The sequence below is a fragment of the Bacteroidales bacterium genome (genome assembly GCA_035299085.1).
Classification (GTDB): domain Bacteria; phylum Bacteroidota; class Bacteroidia; order Bacteroidales; family UBA10428; genus UBA5072.
Genome location: DATGXG010000033.1, coordinates 170,568 through 190,188, shown reverse-complemented (window position 1 = coordinate 190,188; position 19,621 = coordinate 170,568). Strand labels below are relative to the sequence as shown.

Annotated in this window: 8 protein-coding genes; 7 read left to right on the top strand and 1 reads right to left on the bottom strand. The window is 35.0% G+C overall.

Annotation, left to right across the window (positions count from 1 at the left end; genetic code table 11):
• Positions 1-71: 71 nt before the first annotated feature.
• Positions 72-1,688: an ATP-binding cassette domain-containing protein gene (locus tag VK179_10940; GenBank protein ID HLO59250.1), complete on the bottom strand. Its 1,617-nt coding sequence runs from the start codon at positions 1,686-1,688 to the stop codon at positions 72-74.
• 388 nt (positions 1,689-2,076) lie between these two features.
• On the opposite strand from VK179_10940, the gene VK179_10935 reads away from it, so the two are divergent.
• The 7 genes from VK179_10935 to VK179_10905 all read left to right on the top strand — a co-directional run bounded on the left by VK179_10935 (position 2,077) and on the right by VK179_10905 (position 19,618).
• The gene (locus tag VK179_10935) at positions 2,077-4,086 is read left to right on the top strand and encodes an IPT/TIG domain-containing protein (GenBank protein ID HLO59249.1); all 2,010 of its coding nucleotides are present in this window, start codon (positions 2,077-2,079) and stop codon (positions 4,084-4,086) included.
• A gap of 293 nt (positions 4,087-4,379) precedes the next feature.
• Positions 4,380-5,072 carry a DUF4386 domain-containing protein gene (locus VK179_10930; GenBank protein ID HLO59248.1) on the top strand — a complete coding sequence of 231 codons (693 nt, stop codon included), beginning with the start codon at positions 4,380-4,382 and terminating at the stop codon, positions 5,070-5,072.
• A gap of 744 nt (positions 5,073-5,816) precedes the next feature.
• Positions 5,817-6,242, top strand: coding sequence for a T9SS type A sorting domain-containing protein (locus tag VK179_10925; protein ID HLO59247.1), 426 nt, complete (start codon positions 5,817-5,819; stop codon positions 6,240-6,242).
• A gap of 46 nt (positions 6,243-6,288) precedes the next feature.
• Positions 6,289-6,900: a tail fiber domain-containing protein gene (locus VK179_10920; GenBank protein ID HLO59246.1), complete on the top strand. Its 612-nt coding sequence runs from the start codon at positions 6,289-6,291 to the stop codon at positions 6,898-6,900.
• Positions 6,901-6,919: 19 nt separating this feature from the next.
• Positions 6,920-13,063 carry an FG-GAP-like repeat-containing protein gene (locus VK179_10915; protein HLO59245.1) on the top strand — a complete coding sequence of 2,048 codons (6,144 nt, stop codon included), beginning with the start codon at positions 6,920-6,922 and terminating at the stop codon, positions 13,061-13,063.
• A 397-nt stretch (positions 13,064-13,460) separates the two neighbouring features.
• Positions 13,461-14,054: a hypothetical protein gene (locus VK179_10910; protein ID HLO59244.1), complete on the top strand. Its 594-nt coding sequence runs from the start codon at positions 13,461-13,463 to the stop codon at positions 14,052-14,054.
• An 857-nt stretch (positions 14,055-14,911) separates the two neighbouring features.
• Complete coding sequence (locus tag VK179_10905) at positions 14,912-19,618, top strand: phosphoribosyltransferase (protein HLO59243.1); 4,707 nt, start codon at positions 14,912-14,914, stop codon at positions 19,616-19,618.
• Positions 19,619-19,621 lie beyond the last annotated feature (3 nt).

The following is a 19,621-nucleotide window of genomic DNA, read 5'->3' as shown; positions in this document are numbered from 1 at the left end:
AAAGTGCTTTTAAACGCCCATTTTAGATGCAGATGGACCGTGGGCCGGTCGTGACAAAAGGGCAAGAAGCACTAATCCCCGTACAATTTATTCCGCATCTCCATCAGTTTGTCATCCGTGATGTAATCATCATAATCCATTTCTTTATCGATCATACCATTCGGGGTGATCTCGATGATGCGGTTGCAGACGGTCTGGATAAACTCATGGTCGTGTGATGACATGAGCACATTGCCCTTGAATTTGATCAGCGTATTGTTAAATGCCTGGATCGATTCCAGGTCGAGGTGGTTGGTCGGGGTATCCAGCAGCAACACGTTGGCATTCCGGATCATCATGCGGGCAATCATACACCGTACTTTCTCCCCGCCCGACAGGACGGTTGTATTCTTGTAGACTTCCTCACCGGAAAACAGCATTTTGCCCAGGTATCCGCGAAGGTATAGTTCGCTTGTATCTTCAGAATACTGGGCAAGCCACTCGATCAAGGTCATTCCTTTATTAAAGAATTTGTCGTTTTCAAGAGGAAGGTATGCCTTTACAATAGTCTGGCCCCATTCGAAGGTACCGTGATCCGGTTTCACATGTCCCTTCAGGATTTCAAAAAGGGCAGTCATGGCCCTGGGATCCCTTGAAAGAAATACTATTTTATCGTTCTTGTTGATGGTGAAAGAAAGCTTTTTAAACAGTGTTTTCCCTTCCACACTGCCCGAAAGATCTTTAACGGTTAAGATATTATTACCGGGTTCACGGCCGGGTGTGAAGATGATACCCGGGTATTTTCGCGAGGATGGCTTTATTTCCTCAATGTTGAGCTTTTCGATCATTTTTTTCCGGCTGGTGGTCTGTTTGCTTTTGGCCACATTGGCGCTGAACCGGGCAATAAATTCGAGCAGCTCCTTCTTTTTTTCCTCAGCCTTCTGATTTTGCTGCAACTGCTGTCTTAGGGCAAGCTGGCTCGACTCATACCAATAGCTGTAATTCCCGGCAAACATCCTTACTTTGCTGAAATCAATATCCACCGTATGGGTGCAGATGGCATCCAGGAAATGCCTATCGTGGGACACCACCAATACGGTATTCTCAAACTCAGAAAGAAAGTGTTCAAGCCAGTTTACGGTTTCAAGGTCAAGGTCATTGGTAGGCTCATCCAACAGCAGGTTGTCGGGCTTGTCGAACAGAGCCTGGGCAAGCAGCACCTTCACCTTCTGTTTACCGCTCAGCTCCTTCATCAGTTTATGATGCATGTCTTCCCTGATGCCCATACCACTTAATAATATGGCGGCGTTGCTTTCGGCATTCCAGCCATCGAGGTGGCTGAATTTCTCTTCGAGAACGGAAGCCTTTATTCCGTCGGCTTCTGAAAAATCGGGTTTGGCATAAAGGGCTTCTTTTTCATTCATCAACTGCCAGAGTTCGGGATGGCCCATCAGTACCGTGTTGAGAACCGTATCATTATCGAATTCAAAATGATCCTGCTTCAATACCGATAATCGTTCACCCGGACCAATGGATACACTTCCCCGCATGTTATCCACCTCGCCGTATAGCATCTTCAGAAAGGTAGATTTACCGGCGCCATTAGCACCAATGATCCCATAGCAGTTGCCGGGCGAAAATTTCAGGTTAACGTCCTGGAACAGGATCCTCTTACCGAATTGAATACCAAGGTTGGAAACAGTTATCATGAATTACTTTAAAAAGAATGCAAAAATAAGGAAATAATGAGAACAGGTGTGCGGATATAACCGAGGTCGGGCACTTTTCATGCCGAAATCAATGCAGGCCTGGAACCGGATGCCTCATATTTTTTTAAAGCTTATAGGGATTCATTTGAATGTTGGGACCATTCGGCTAAGGCTCAGCCTGATTATGGTTAATTTCAGGCCCAGGCTGATTAGGTTAATTTCATTCAGGCACAGCCTGAAAAGATATGTTCGGCCGAGGTAGAACCTCGGCCGAACGGGTAACATACGGATACACGGTAAGTAATATCCGAATAACAGCCTGGAGAAAACACATGTCTTTTAAATTTCTTTTTTTATATTGCAGTGAACATCCCTAATAAACCTTGCAATGCGTTATATAAATAAAATTTCATTATTCATACTGGTTTCATTATTGCTCTCAGCATGTGAAAAGAATGACGAAACACCTGGTGTAAAAACCCTTGATGTTGAGTTTCCTGATGATGGCGGTGTTATCCTGAATGGAGAATTGCAGGGAGCCTCCTCGATAATAGAATATGGCTTTTATTATTCCCGGGACAGTCTTTTTTCAAAATACGAGACAGAAATAATATCCTTTAATGAAAAAGCCGGGTCGGGCTCTTTTCATGCCGCAATCAATTCAGGCCTGGAGCCGGATGCCGTATATTTTTTTAAAGCATATATTTATACGAATGGAAGTATTATGTTCGGCAAAACCAAAGCGTTTTTGTCAACCGGGAATAAACCACCTGAAATCCTTCAGGTAATTCCTGAAATAGCTCATATAGCGGACACTGTAGAAATATTTGGTAAAAATTTCGGGAGAAACAATTATTTCTATTACATGCAGGTAAATTTCTCGGGGGCAAGAGCTCAGGTTCTGAATTATAACGACAGCTTAATTACCTGCATCATTCCGGAGGACTGCAGGACTTATCGTCCCCAGCTGAAAGTAACGGTATTTGATAAAAGTGACTCGGCATCTTTTCAGTTATATAAGCCTGTAATAGAATCATTCACTCCTACCGGAACATTCAGGGATACTATCACCATAACCGGTCAACACTTCGATAAGGTAGCTGTACGAAACGAGGTCTCGATAGGTTCAACCATTGCAGCAGTTATCTCATCCTCGAGGGAAAAGTTGAAAGTTCTGGTACCAGACAATTTAAATAAAAGTATTGCTAGGATAAAAGTAACTGCCCAGCTTCAAAGCACAACCAGTGAAACCCCTTTTAAGCTTAAAACACCAGTAATCAGCGCAGTTCCGGAATGTTCTTTCTCCGATTCGGAAATTGAACTGAAAGGTAAATTTTTTAACCCTGTTCGCTATTACAATAAAGTTCTCATTGAGGATGTTGAATCAGAGATTATATCCGTTAATACCGAATCGATAATTATCAAGGTACCTTATGGCCCGTTTCCCCGGGGCTATGCCCATGTTAAAATCCAGGTTGCCGATACAATTGTTGATTCAGGTTTGGACTTTTGTATTGAAGATAACTGGTTGATGATTTCAAATACTTTACCCTTTACATTTTATGGTGATGTAGGAACATTTACAATAGGAAACACTGCCTATGTTATTTCACATCCGCATGAGCCTTTGGAAGACAGGCAATATTTATGGAAGTTTAACACACAGGATTATACCTGGAAAAAATATTCAATACCGTTTGACTTAATGCACACGGGCATTTGCACGACCAATGGTGTAAAAGGATATGTGTACACCGCAACTGAAACAGATAATTTCTGGGAATTTGATCCTTTGTCTGATACATGGACTCAAAAAGCCGATTTCCCAGCTGTAAGGCGTGATGAAGCTTCTGCTTTTTCAGTTAACAGGGACATTTATGTGGGTATCGGATCTGATTTCTATTTAAGTAACGATTTGGCGTTGCACGACTTTTACAAGTATGACCCCGGTTTGAACATATGGACCAGAATCAGTGATTTGGACCCGGATAGTCATTGGGCAAGAACAGAAGCCTCGACATTTGTAATTGACAACATTGCTTATCTTACCTGTGGAGCGCGAAATACCGGGATGTACGATGCCTGGAAATACATATATTCAACTGACAAATGGATCAGGATAGCCGACTTTCCGGACGCCCGGCATTATACAGGTTCATTCGTTCTCAATAATAAAGGTTATATCACTAACGGATCTCCGGTAGGTGACTGGGAATCAGATGAATGTTGGGAATATGATCCGGTTTCCAATGACTGGAAATCATTTTACCCAATAGGCCATAAAAGAAGGTACAGGGGATTTGCCTTTAGTGTAAACGGTAAAGCGTTTGCCGGCGGAGGTTATGGCGGTGCAAATAGTGGTAATACGACATGGGAATTGTATTTGTTAAATAAGTAATGGGACGTAAGAGACCGCAGACATCAGGTATCCTAAGAGCTTGGTGTTTGAATGAAATCAATGACCGAAAATTATTACCCTTGTTACTTTCCACTGTCCATTATTTATCAACGTTTAAATCCCTGGTCTGCGATACGGCAATGTGTGAAAGGTTACCATCCTGACCGCGTTGGCCTGTGCACCGGCAGGCAGGCATCCGGCATCCGGTACCCGGCATCCAGTATATAAAGTTTAAGAACATTGTAACTTAGCCGCGGCAACGAACGTCTTAGAAAAAATCATATCTTTAGCAAATGACTACAACAAACAGGATTTCTTTACATTCGGCTGCTATTATTGCAGGAATTGGTCTGTTGGTTTCTCTATTTGCCGCTCCATTTGCAGAGCTTTTTGCACTTCCAAAATTGATTGTTCCTTTCCAACCAGCTGAAACTGCCAATAACATACTGCACAATCAAACCCTGTTTTCCGGAGCCCTGATAGCTTATCTTATTACCTTTATAAGCGATATTGTAATTGCCTGGGCTTTGTTTATACTGCTGAGGCCAGTTCACAGGGATTTATCGCTTTTAACTGCACTTTTCCGTTTGGTATATACAGTCATTGCTATTATAGCGTTGAATAACCTGGTAACAGCATTTCAGCTTATCACTACGCCTGACTATTTATCCATTTTTTCTCAAGACCAGGTAAATAACCAGGCAATGGTTTCGCTCCGGGCATTCAGAAATCATTGGTACTTTGGTATCGTTTTTTTTGGTATTCATTTAATGTTGCTTGGTTTCCTGTCAATCCGTTCTGGATACATACCTAAAGTTTTTGGAATATTGCTGATGATTGCCGGAATGGGTTATTTTCTCACTTCCTTGCGTCCCTATATTATGCCAAATGTAAATTTGGATTTTGCTAAATACACCTATTATGGTGAGGTATTATTTATGCTTTGGTTGTTAATTCGGGGATATAAAATCAGGGAAGTAAAATAAGGTAGCCCTGGTCGGGCACCAATCAGTATTCCTTGTTCGGTGTTCATTAGGCTGTTAGGTTGTTAGGCTATTAGGCTATTAGGCTATTAGGCTATTAGGCTTTTGGGGTACTAGGTCTGACGAAGTCGGAGACTTGGCCTAGCATTTTTGTCCCAGCATCCAGCATCCAGTATCCAGTATCCAGTATCCAGTATCCAGGACGGGATTACTCGCTTCGCGAGTTGATCCCCGAAGGGAGGTCCTGCAACGAATGAATACCAGCGCCTCAAAGCTTTGCTTTGAGGTTTTTTAAATTTATAGCCCCGGTCCTTGTAGAGACGCACGGCCGTGCGTCTCTAAGTCCCGGGGCTATAAATTTAAAACCCGGGCAGAGCCCGGGCGCTGGCATTCATTCGTTGCGGAGGAAAAGGGTCTTGAACCTAATCTTCCTTCCCGCTTATTTTCAATTGGTTATATGCAATCTAAAATGAACCTCCACCGTTTAAGCCACTACATCGAAATACTTGACTTTGCTTTATATTTCATTCAAATGTAATGAATTAATTTACAATTGCCCAGTGTTATAGATCAGCATTTTTTAGAAAACCATGAAAGTATACTCTAGACTAAATTATATCATTAATCAAGGCATAAAACTCTTATTGTTTAGACTCTTTTTAAATTACATAATTTTTTAATTCCAAAGGGTTACTTTTTATCCCCTGAAAGTATTAAACAACAATACCCAACTATTAAACTAATATTATGAAAAACATCCTCTTGCTCATTTTACTAATTATAATTGGTATTCCAATTACAGCTCAAACAGTAAATTTCACTTATGACAATTCTGGCAATAGAATCTTAAGAAAAACCATTGTCACATTAAAATCAACTGAAACCGTAGATGACTCATTGTCAAAAGAGGAATTTCGCGATGATCTGGAAGATAAATCAATAAGTGTCTTCCCAAATCCTGTTAAATCACAGTTAAACGTTTACATTTCAGGCCTAAAGGATAACTCAAAGGTTAGCATTTATACCTTTGATCAAAGTGGCAAGCTTCTTAAGACGATTAAACCTGCTACAAGCAACAATGTTATCGAATTTTCAGATTTAGCACCAGGTGCATATTTCATCAATATTCTCATCGACGACAAGGTCTCAAAGTGGACTATTATTAAAGAATAACCCAACTATCAAATATTATTTTCTATAACCCCTAGTATTAAAAACCATGAAAAAAGCTATTCTCCTTTCAGTATCAATCTTAGTGATTTTCCAAATTTCTGCTGTTGCTCAAATAAAGGTAAATTCAAGCGGCTTAGTTGGTATAAACAATTCTAATCCAACATATAGACTTGATATTTCAGGAAATGTTAAAATGACCTATAATGGGTATACACTTACTTTTTCTGGTGATTCATTTAACCCATCAAGCAACATGAATCTTGGTGGTTCAAGTAATTTTTGGTATCGTCTTTATGCAAACACTGCATATTTGACGAATCAACCTGTCATTACATCCGATGAGAGATTTAAAATAAATGTCAAAAATCTTGATTTAATGACAGATAGATTAAAACTATTGAGGCCTGTGACCTATAACTTCAATCCGGATGATCCTAAATTAGCATCTGATCCATTAATAAATAAGGTACAATTTGGATTTTTGGCTCAAGAACTCCAGAAAGTTTTTCCTGAGATGGTTGTTCAGCGTGAAGACGGTACTCTCGGCATTACTTACTCAGAATTAATTCCTGTTTTAGTGCAAGCACTTAAAGAACAGCAGGATCAAATAGATGGATTAAATAAGCGTATCGCTGATCTTGAAAGCAAAATAAAATAAACCCCTAAAAAATAATGAAATGAAACGATTATTATTTTTAATCGCAGGGGTATCGTGCGTTCATTTGAGCGCTCAGGAATTTGATATTACTTATTCTTCAACTGAAAGTGGTACAGTAACCCATTCAGCCCGCAATAGCATTACATTAGCCCCAAATTATACTTATAATTCAGGAACAGGTGCTTTAACGTTGGAGATTTTAAACCCAGTCGTTGGTGGAAATCTTGTCTATAACTCCATAGTTGACCCTGAATCAAGAGCTATTAATACTTCCTATTTGGTAGGTTCCACCAACGGTTCATTAAGTGTTAATGATCAGGGTGGATCGGTATATTCTGTTCCAATTCAACTGCCTCCAGGTGTAAACGGACTTACACCCAGCCTTTCGCTAGTTTATTCGAGTAACTTGGGTACAGGTATTGCCGGATATGGTTGGCAAATTGGAGGTATCTCAACAGTTTCAAGGGGTGGTAAAGATTATTATCATGATGGAGTTACCCGAGGCATTGAACTTGACACTACTGATAGATTCTATTTGGATGGACAGCGTCTGGTAAATACAAATACTTCCTTTTATCAAAACTATTTTTATGTACAATATCAAACAGATAATGATATTTTTACAAGAGTTACCCCCAAAGGCAACACCGGTTACTTTATGGGTGCCGACTCCTGGTTTTTTGCTGAGACTAAAAGTGGATTAAAGTATGAATATGGACATACCTTATCATCCAAACAAAAAATCGTAGGTGCAGACCCGGTTGTTTGTTGGTATGTCTCCAAAATCTCTGACTTGTTTGGTAATGATATTAACTATTCTTATATACAAGATAATAATACCTTATATCCTGCAGAGATTACATATGGCCCAAATAAAATAACCTTTTATTACAAACAGAAATCAGAAAAGAATATTAGTTACTTAAAGGGTAATAAAATCGAATATTGGCTCTCTTTGGATAGACTTGAAATTAGCTATAATTCTGTTTTATTAAAGAAGTACGAATTCAAATATAATAAACTTGAGACACCGTATAATTACTATAGTGTACTTAATGAAATTATCGAATATGGAACTGGAACTGGGAGACTTAATTCAACAGCATTTTCATATCAAATTCCTGGTTCTGTAGGGTTTAGTACACCTACAAGCAAATCTCATAGTTATTTAACTTACAATTCAATTTTATGCACGGGTGATTTCAATGGTGATGGTAAAGCTGATTTTGTTTGTCTTCCTGATGCTGCAAAAGGTGCAACCTGGACAGGTATCCGTGTTTACCTCGGTGATGGAAATGATAATTTCAATTCCTATTTTACAAATACTACGGTAATAAGCCAGCTAAGAGATATCAGGGCTATAGATCTGAATGCTGATGGTAAAGACGACTTAGTATATGAAACTGGAACCAGCAGTAATACCAATTTTTATTTTATGACCTCTAATGGCAGTTCGTTGTCAGGGCCTTATTCCATATCGCTTAACCGAACGCCATCTCAATATTCGGGTGTGAGTGGTAAAAAACGCCGGTTCATTGACAAACTTGAGGATGACAATGAAGTAACCGGGGCAGACTATAATGGTGATGGAGCCTATGACATTTGTATAAATGACAATGCGGGTAACTGTTCGGTTTTCTCTCTTGTTACCTCAAATGGCAATATGGGAACTACCACTATAAATGTTAAAGGCGGTATAAGCAGTAGTACTATAACCGGGGAAGTTTTAACGGGTGATTTTAACGGTGATGGTAAGGATGATGTTTGGAGTATTGAATCTACTGGTACAAAAATTTATACTCTGATAAACTCGGATTTAGTCTTAATGTACACTTCTACTTTTCCTTCAAGCAATCACTTTTTTGATTTGGGTGATTTCAATGGTGATGGAAAAACTGATGTTTTCTTGTATGGAACAAAAAGTGGAAGCACAGAGGTTGATTGGACAACCTGGCAGATACAATTGTCAACAGGTGCAGGCTTTGAGCAGATCAATATTCCGCAAAAGAAAGCCAATTTAAAAAATGATTATGTGAGAGTAACTGATTTTGATGGAGATGGTACTTCAGATTTAATGGTAACGTCGCCAAATTTATCCTGGACAGGTACATATTTTTATATCAACATGACTTCAGGTATAGATTTTTACACTCATTATTTCTCGTATTTTCCAACTGATAAAAATAATATCTACTTGGCTGACTTTAATGGAGATGCAAGGGCGGATATCTTATACACAGATGCTGAAGCTTCATGGTGGGCTGGTTATAGAATAAATAAGAGTACCGGTAATACCCACGTATTATTGGAAAAGGTATCAAACGGGTTAGGTTCAGTTCAAAAAGTGTTTTATACCAAGCTATCCCAGGCTCCCACAACGGTTTATCAAAGGGGGACTGGTGCTGTTTTCCCGATAGGAGATTATCAAGGTCCGTTGACTATTGTTTCTTCAATCCAAAGTGAAAACGGGAAGGGCGGGTATAATACACTTTCCTATTATTATGAAGGTTTTAAACAACATTTGCAAGGCAAAGGCTTCTTGTGTTATACAAAATTACGAACCACCGATGTAACGAATGCAGCTTATAGTGAAAGTATCAATGGCTATCTAAGTACAAGATATAATGTAAAATATTATTATCCACGTCCATTAAAGAGTTACCAGTGTACAGTCGCTAATGATACTCTGAATAGAACTACATACACATGGTCAGAAATTCTTTTACATCCTTCCAGAAAGTATATATTCCCCTATTTGTTAAAAAATCTTACTGTCAATAAAATTACAGGACAAGCTGTGGTAGATTCGGTTGTTTATGATAATTACGGAAATCCAACCACCATTAAAAAGCGATATAGTAGCGGGCCCACTGAAATTACAACAAATATCTATGATAATACAGTTTCCACAACCCAATGGTTGTTGGGTAGGCCTACATCAACTACAGTTCAATATACTAAAACGGGGTCTGCTACGATAACAAGGACAGGAACGAGGATTTTTGATTCCAATAATAATCATTTGAAAAGTGAAACCTGGTTTGCCGGTAGCAACAATCAGATAACCCATAGGTATGAATATTGGGGTTATGGATTAGTTAAAAAGCAGATAGATTCCATCATAACAGGTACTACCAGGACTCAGCAATACGACTATTTAACTGATCACACAAGAATCCTTTATGTAACTGATCCGCTAAACCATGTTTCAACCAGTTCTTATGATGTTTATGGTAGACTAGACACACAAACCGATTTTCTGGGCAATTATTTAAAATACACATATGATGAATTAGGAAGACAGACAATTATAAAGTCAAGTTTGGGTTCTCAAAAAACTTTGAGCCTGGCATGGGAAACGCCATTATCTATCCCAAAAAATGCCAGATATTCAGTTCTGTCAACTAGTATTGATGGTTCCCAGGCAAAACAATGGTTAGACAAATATGGTAGGGAAATCAGATCCGATGTTAAAGGCTTTAACGGCACATGGATTTATAAAGTGACAAAATATAATATTAAAAATCAAGTAGATAGTGTTTCAGAACCCTACTATTCAACAGCCTCTCCAACTTCCATAATCTGGAATAGGTTACTTTATGATAACTATGGAAGAAAAACGAATCTTTATAAGCCCTCTGGAAGAAATTCCTCTTGGTCCTATACAGGAAGTACAATAACCGAAATAACTGCCGGAAAAACATTTACAAAATCGATTAACTCTGATGGCACAATTAGCCTTGCAACAGATGCCGGAGGCACAATTACCTATAATTATTATCCCGATGGCAAAATAAAATCGATTGACGCACCTGGCAATTTGAAAACTAAAATGTGGTATGATATAGCTGGAAATCAAACTCAATTGAATGATACAAGTGCAGGGGTTACCTTATTTGTTTATAACGGTTTTGGAGAAATAATAACTCAAACAAATGCGAGGAATCAGCAAACCACTATTAATTATTTATCTGATGGGAGAATTGATAATAAGATTACTACAGAAGGAACTACATCGTTAGTCTATAATACAAATAAACAAATATCAAGTATTAGTTCTCCGGGAAATATATCACGTTCATTTATTTATGATACGAAAGGAAGGGTAAGTACCATCACGGATGTAATTCCAGGATCGTCACCCTTTACAACATCATTCAGATATGATGTGAAAGGGAGGGATAGTACCGTTACTCATCCGTCTGGCATAATTGAACAAAATACATATAACGCGAATGGTTATTTAAGTTCTATTTCTGCAGGTGGGATAGCCAGATGGACCATCACCGGCATGAATGAATTTCAGCAGGTCACCAATGGTACTTATGGAAGTAATTTATCTACAACAAATTCTTATAATTCATATGGAGATTTAACATATGCTCAGACAGGTTCTATCCGATTAAATTCTTATACATTTAATTCTGTTACAGGAAACTTGGAAATGCGCAATAATCCGTTACACATGCCGGGAGCTATTGAGTATTTTCATTATGATAATTTGGACAGGCTGGATGATGTTTATTTTGGAACAACCACATTACAGGACATGGCTTATGATGCAATCAAGGGTGGAATCACGACCAAAAGTGATGTCGGTACTATGAATTATTCTCTATCTGCCAAGCCATATGCATTAAGTAGTATCACTCACTCAACGGGAATCATAACACCTGCTATGAATGATAGCATAACCTATACATCTTTTGAGAGTGTAAAATTTATCAATGAAGGAACTTATAATGCCGCTTTTTTATATGGTTATAATAATCAAAGAAAAAGAATGGTTGTCCAAAATGGAAGTAATCATGTAGTAACCAGATGGTATCCTACAAATCGGTTTATGAAAGACAGCGTTATTGGTACTGTTAAAAAATATACGTATATTGGAGGTAATGCTTATACTGCTCCTGTTGTGGCTGTAATTACCAATAATGGTTCACCCGTGTATTATTATTTACTAAGAGATCATCTTGGCAGTATCACACATGTAGTGAATACCTCAAATTCCGTGGTCGCTGAATATAATTATGATGCATGGGGACGAATGCGAGATCCTATTACATGGGCAAAATATGTTCCCGGATCAGAACCCGCCTTGATGATCGCCGATAGAGGATTTACAGGTCATGAACATCTGCCATGGTTTAAGCTCATTAATATGAATGGAAGGCTATATGATCCTCTTACTGGACAATTTTTAAGTGCTGACAAATATATTCAGAATCTGGGATTTACGCAAAATTTCAATCGGTACGTATATTGTCTTAATAATCCGCTTAAGTATTCAGATCCAAGTGGGTTTATATTTAAGCGCAAGGATTATGAGCCACTTGATCCGCCATTAATTATTCATAATTTAGGAGGTCAAATATCCGGACGAAAATCCAACTATGGTGAGCCTGGATATGGCATTAATGGCACAGGTCTTAATGGTGTTTATTACGACTGGTACAGTGGTACATACCGTTCAACCAGTGATGGAAATGCAACAGTTGAATGGAGTTTTGCTTACAATAGGACCAGCGAATTTGGTACAAGTTATTCCGGTCCTGATCCACTTGGAGTGGCACAAGCTTTGTTGGATGGTTATAAACTTTATAGCTGCAATTATAATGGTCAAAAGCAATATGCATTACTGAAAGAAATTAGAAATTACTCCTTCAACCAACTACTCAGTAATGGCATTACAGGATTAGAAGGTGGTGCAACTTCCGCAGCATATTGGATTTTACCCACAATTGCTACCTCTGGATCAGGGGTTAATGATTTTCAAAATATAAGCAATCCATTAGGTCCATACACAAGTTGGATAGGTGTAGTGGGTGCGTTAGCTGGGCTATCTGCTGATGCAAAGAGAGTAAATGCAGTTAGAGATTTTGCAAGAATTGCAAAAATTGATGCTCTAGGGGCTGAAGTTGTTGGGAAAATTAGTAAAACAGCCACTACAATTGGTTGGGTAGGTGAAGGTATCTCAATTGGAGTAAATATCTATAATGTATCTAATAACCCTTCTGCAGGTAACTGGGGAAGATTAGGAGTATCAGTTGTAACAGCAGGCTTAAACTTAATACCTGTTTTTGGACCAATTATTTCTTTTAGTGTATCTGTAGCTGATGCCTCAGGTGGTTTTGATAGTTTTTATAATTGGTTGGATGAATAGAAAATTATATTATGCTTTTGAAAGGAATAAAATATCTGTTTTTTAGTATATATAAAATTGCCTCTATAAATTACGGCAAAGAAGGGGGTGCATATGCTTCCTTTGTTATCGTAAGTATTTTAGAGTCAATTAATGTAATTACGCTATTTGAGTTGTTTAATAAACTTATTCTTGAAAGCCCCCATATTAATCTGCAGTTAATATTTTTAACATTTTTAGTTATGTTGATTTTCAATTATTTTTTTCTTATTCATACGTCAAAGTATAAAAAGATTATTTCTTCTTATGAAATGATACAAATAAAAAAAATTGAAGGAGCTATAAAGGTTTTAACGTATGTGCTTTTTAGTTTCGGACTATTAGTAATGGTTATATTAATAAAATAATAATAATAGGAATGGTTAGGAAAATATTATATTTGGTTTTACTTGTCTGTTTAGATTTTTCTTGTACAAATTCGCCGAAAGGTGAAAATAAAGAAGCTGAAATAAGAGAAGAAAGAAGCAATAAACAGGAGAATACTATTCCGATGCATTCTGTATTAGCATTATCAAATAAAGTAGAAATACTTTTGCCACCTAACTTTAATAAAATTAGTCTGGAATTAATGACAAAAAGTTATCCTGACCCAAAACGAAGGCCAGATATTATTTTTAGAAATCCCGAAGGAAATGTAAATATTTCATTGCAACATACCCAGAAAAAGGCTTTTGAAACCGAAATGCATCAAATTTTAGAACAATTAACTTCCAGATACAAAAGTAATCCTACAATTGATTTTATTGATAGTAAGATAGAGAAAATCAACATGAAAGACTTTGTTGTTTTAGAATTCATTTCCCAGGGTGAAAATAATAAGGTCTACAACTTAATGTTAATTACAAGCTTGGAGGATAAAGTTATGATGAGTGCTTTTACCTGTGAAATGCCTGTAATTGGTGAATGGAAGGACATTGGAAATAAATTAATGAGAACAATAAAGGTTCTATAACAGCAGCACGGAATCCTGGTTTTTGTAGAATAAGTTTAATTAGTTCTAGATTTCTTTATCAGTAAGGTGTTCAACGTACGATTTGTCTTAAATTGGTAATAAGGTAACCGGTGTCGTCCTTCCCTTCTGAGAAAATTTGTTTGAAATACCAGATATTTTTTGTTCAGGATTCCAAAAATCGGCAATTTTTAGCGGTTAAGGTATTAAAGGATTAGGGTAGTCTGTCCGATGCTATATATAAATGTGCTATGAGAAAGGGAATCAGCTGTAAAACATCCATTGATTGAAAACATCATAAATGGACCTTTGATTGTAATAAGCTTAATGGGTATTGAGGAAGTCCGTTGAGGATTGGAACTGTATCCTTCAATATGCATATATACAACATGTTGTTTTTGTAAATAATGATCTTCCACCTCTTAAGCCACTATATGGCCGTTTTGTTTTCTATTTAGTATGTATTTAATATTCTTTACTTTATTTGATTTAAGTTGCTCTGCGTTCCATTTCAGTGACGGAAACGTAATTAAAGGTAATCAGATATATTACCTCAATAAAAGTAGTCAATTCAAATAGAAAACCTACCAATATTTGCTAAATATTTATATATTAGTAGGAAAAACCGCCAATATAAATAATTGTATGCAAGGGTTGAATAACTAAACTACAAAGAAAACAGTTCAAAAATGTTTTTAATATTTGATTAATTGTATATCACAATGATTAAAAAGAAAGCCAATTTTAGCCATTCAACTTTACTATTCCAGGACGATGAGAATGCCTAGTAAATATGACAAGCTGATCCCTAAACCAAAATTTGCATAAGTATACTCTCTCTAATACAATATCTGTAGACAATGAATATTACGTTTGAAAAGAAGTTTTCAGAAAAACAATTAGATGATTTTGTAAATAGCATCTATAACAATGTTTTAACTAATCCAAATGATAAATACTATTTCGATTTAAGCAAAACGGAATGGATGTCAAACCAAGGATTATTAATTTTTACGAGTATATTAAAATATTTTTTGGAGACAAAAACGGATTTCGAAGTTACCTTTTTTAAAAAAGGTACGCCTACAACTCAAGTTCCAAGGCGAGTCGCGGTCCAAATAATACAAATATGGGAAGTATGGGGATTATGGAAGATATTTGATATTAATAAGTGTGAAAAATACTTAGGTATAACATATTCTACTATAGAATCGCTTAAAAATATTTACAAAAAGGAAGGATTTCATAGAGCGCAAATTTATGATATGTACGGAATTACTCCATTCGTTGCATTAGACAAGATTATAAACTATGACGATAATAGCATAATTGAGGAACTAAATGGATATCATACTTTGAATGATGCCACTAAGGAAATAGTAAAAATATACAATTGCGAGCATCCTTTTGTAAATGGCGTTTTTGGGAATATTATTAGCAAAGAATTATATGAGAATTTCCTTGACCATTTTAATAAATCCTTTTTTTCATCAGACAATGAATTTGCATTTATGAGTGTAGCAATCAAAGGGGAACTAAATGAAGAAAAAGCAGAGAAAGAGGGTTACAGGATTCAAGATATATTGGAAAATAATTTTAAAACCGAAGAAATTGATGAATCAATAGATTTCTTTTATGATAAAGAGAATAAAAAGTATAAAAATCTATCCTACATTACTTACTCATTCCTTGATTTTGGAGAAGGCATTTGCAATACTTTAAGAAGTGAGTTTCAAAAATCTAATACTGACATTTCCGATGATTCCAAAATTCTCAGATTCGCTTTTAAACACAATAGTTCAAGACATCAAGTTCAAAATCCATTTTATTTTAATAAACTTGAAGAGTTTATACCTAGAGGGCTATTTGATGTTATATGCCTAGTTCAAAGGTATAATGGATTATTAATTGCAAGAAGTTGTAACGGTAGAATTTTATATGATTTTAGCAAGACCAAAAAAATCAATGAAGCTTATAAATCATTTGGTGATAAAAGATTATATTTCCCAGGTACATTTATAACAATTTATTTACCGGCTATTATAAATAGTCAAAATCTTGATTATTCTGTATTTGAGCCTGACCTTGAAATTCCCACTTATAAGAGAACTAATAAGAATATCCTAAGTATTCATGAAATTATTAAACATGCCGGCCTAATAACAAAAGAAGATAGATATAATCAATTATTTTCAGATTTCAATAAATTGCTTCCCAAAAATATTCCCTTATTAAATCTTATTTCTTTAAAATATGTTGATGACCATCAATTATTAAAAAAGATATTGTTTTATTTAACAACTAATCATAACGTTAACTTAAATAACTGCTTTTTATTATTCTATCCGCCTTCCAAGAGTTTTCTTGAAGAAATTAATTATGAATTAAGTAACCTTTCAGCATTAGACAAAAGTTATAAAATCCATCCACTACCTCTGGTTTATATTAATAACAAGGATGAATCAGAGGTTTTCTGGTTAGGTATATATAATGAATCAGATAAACTAAAGCTTAATGAGTTATTAGGAGATGTTTTTTCAATTGCTAAGCAAGATTTTATTACACCAGATTCAATTAAAGGTCATTTTAACGATTTTGATAATTTTGGAAATTTAACAAGTAAATTTCCAAGCATAGATGAAATACATAGTTATATAGGATACTTTGAGGTTAAGGAATTGGTAAATAGCGATAAATATATTTCCCAAGAGAAAGGACATGTTTATTTGTGCAATGGTAATTACTATCAGCATGAATTCTATGAAATGGTAAAAATGTTAAATGATAGATATTTATGTAAAATTGTATCTAGGTTACTATATGAAAATATTGAAAATAAATTGTCTGAATTTAAAATTCCACGTAAACGAAAATATATAGCAATAACATCATCCAGCCACATGATAGCGGATTCGCTATTGGATCAAAACTTAATACATTCACCCACTGAAGTAATTTATTTAGACAATTATCATATCAAAAATATTGAATCCAAATTGCCTACTAATGCAACTGATTTTGATTTTATTCTATTATGTGATGTACTTTCAACCGGAGCAGTGGCATGTAGGCTAATGAATAACTTAAAGGAATTTGGAGGAGAATTAAAATGTATTTCAATAATTATTAATGCAGTACATGAAGATAATTTTGAAACAATCAATGATTATAAAAGTATTAAAGATAAAATTGTTCAGATTCATAGCTATCCAATTAAGAAGTACTATCGTGACAATAAATCAGGAAAAATAAATCCTGCGATAGAGGAGTCAATAAAAAATAATAAGATCATTAGGATAAATCCTTATACAAACGTTCCTATTACATTTAGTATTGAAGAAACTAATCCTGAGAATATAATTCTTTCGAATATTGAGTTTTTAGACTTAATTAACGAAAATAATATAAGGATTGGCCCGTTTGTTTTTAATAATTTATTACATCCATATTTCTTTAAAACCAGAGACATTTTAAAAGAATCTGGAATTAAACTTTTTGAAAAAATTTTTACAACTAAAAAGCTTATCAGAGGCCGGAAATGCAGTTTAATTGAATTGATTGATACAAATGGATTAAACATATTTTATCCTAAAAAATCTGATATTGAAAATCTAGATTTCGTAAAATTTAAACAAAAAGTATTAAAAAGTGAAAGAGGAATTGGTAACTATAAATTGGAAAGATATCCAACAGAAGAAGGTTGGAGATTTCCACATACTACGGACTATTTTAATGAAATTGTTAGAGGTAATCAAGTCCTAATCTTGGATGACGGCTCATGCACTGGAGCCTCCTTGAAACAAATGATAAATGATGTGGCATACTTTATACCAAAAAAGATAACATTAGTATGTCTTATAGGTAGAGTATCAGAGCATAAAAGAGAGTTTCTAACTAGTATATCGCAAATTGTAAAAGGCTCAAATACAATTGAAGTAGAAATTTTCTTTGGTTCTTATTGGCATATCCCCACTTACTTCATAGACGATAATCCAAATATTAAAGAGCGAATTTGGTTATCTCGGATTTTAAAGCTCCCAAATTTACCTACAGAAATAAATAAAGTAGCAAATGAAATTAATTACATTCTTATACCAAAGGATGAAGAATACAAATATTTCCCAAGGAAAGATGGAAATATTCCAAAAAAGGAAATTATTAAGGTTAGAGATGAGATTGGAAAGATTATTGGTTATCTTTTCTACAAAGAAAGTTTCAATTATTTTAATGAATTTATTAAGCTTTATAGTTTTAGAGAAGAAAAAGAAGACAGATATAAGACTATTGAATTAATATGTGCTGTTATTGCTTATGAACCCCATGTATTTGAAAGACTTAAAAATATCATGCCAGATGTTGTTGAAAAATTAGTAGAATTTATTGATGTATTAATCTTTAAAAGCCCCAGAAATCTATCAAATTCGCCTTTAACATATAACTGGAATATAAGGGACATATTTCATCTATTTTTTATTCTAAACGAAGAGGAGCAAATATATAATAAATTGAAAGAAGGTTCTAAATTTTCTAATTTTGTAAAATTCATAAATTTAAATGATACTACTTCATTCAACTATCTATTATTTAGGGTTTTAAGATATTTCCCTTTAGAATTGTCAGATTTGCAAAGAAATATTGATCGTAAATTTCTTGTGTTACTTAATAAATTTAAAAAAAGTAGTGAATTCTCAAGTGAGACAAGGAGGATGATTAAAGTTTTTATTTCGTTTATACATACTCTACCTAAAAACAGAAGCTTTGAAAATCAACTTTTATTACTTAACAGGAATTTTGAGTCAATTGAAAATGATAAATCTCATTTAAATAATATTAGCGCCAATTTAGGCTTTATGCTTTCAGATATAACAACTCGCCTAAAAAATTATGATGAATCAGCTTTGATCAAATTCAAAAAGAGTTGGCAAGTAGCTGCAAATTTTATCGAACCATTATTATCATTCTATAGTTCGTTTCCTAATTTCTTCCCAAGTAAAATTTCAAATCAGGTAGAAGAAATTAGTCTAATATTTAAAAGACTTAATCAAAGAATAATTCTTAACATCAATGATTCAAATCTTACAAATATTCAATCCGATTTGAAGATTCTACAATCCGAATATTTCAATTGTAATACAGATCTTTTTAGGCTTTTTATTCAGCCAACCACATCGGAGCTAAAAGCAAAATTATCTGAAAAAATTATTGAGTTTAATAGAACTGAAATTGGTACAAATAGGTATATAGAATTGAAAGGCGAAATGGACGCTAATATATTTATTGATTTTCCTGATTTTTACTTTTCAGATATAATCCTTAATACTTTATTTAATAATTTTAGGCATAGCGCAGAAAAGGAAAAGATCACAATATATATTAAACCAGAAAAAGTTCATAATATTTTTTCAATGGAAATTTACAATACTATTTCAGAAGAAATTGATTCTGGAGGTGGAAATGGAATATCGAAATTACTAGAAGCAAAAAAGTATCCAAATAATATTTTCGATTATCAATTTAAATCAATCGGTACAACATTTTATCAAGTAGTAAGAATCAAACTTTTATAAATC

Coding starts and splice junctions, on each gene's coding strand:
- VK179_10925 (HLO59247.1), top strand. CDS start 5,817: ATGAAAAACATCCTCTTGCTCATTTTACTAATTATAATTGGTATTCCA.
- VK179_10940 (HLO59250.1), bottom strand. CDS start 1,688: ATGATAACTGTTTCCAACCTTGGTATTCAATTCGGTAAGAGGATCCTG.
- VK179_10920 (HLO59246.1), top strand. CDS start 6,289: ATGAAAAAAGCTATTCTCCTTTCAGTATCAATCTTAGTGATTTTCCAA.
- VK179_10910 (HLO59244.1), top strand. CDS start 13,461: ATGGTTAGGAAAATATTATATTTGGTTTTACTTGTCTGTTTAGATTTT.
- VK179_10915 (HLO59245.1), top strand. CDS start 6,920: ATGAAACGATTATTATTTTTAATCGCAGGGGTATCGTGCGTTCATTTG.
- VK179_10935 (HLO59249.1), top strand. CDS start 2,077: ATGCGTTATATAAATAAAATTTCATTATTCATACTGGTTTCATTATTG.
- VK179_10905 (HLO59243.1), top strand. CDS start 14,912: ATGAATATTACGTTTGAAAAGAAGTTTTCAGAAAAACAATTAGATGAT.
- VK179_10930 (HLO59248.1), top strand. CDS start 4,380: ATGACTACAACAAACAGGATTTCTTTACATTCGGCTGCTATTATTGCA.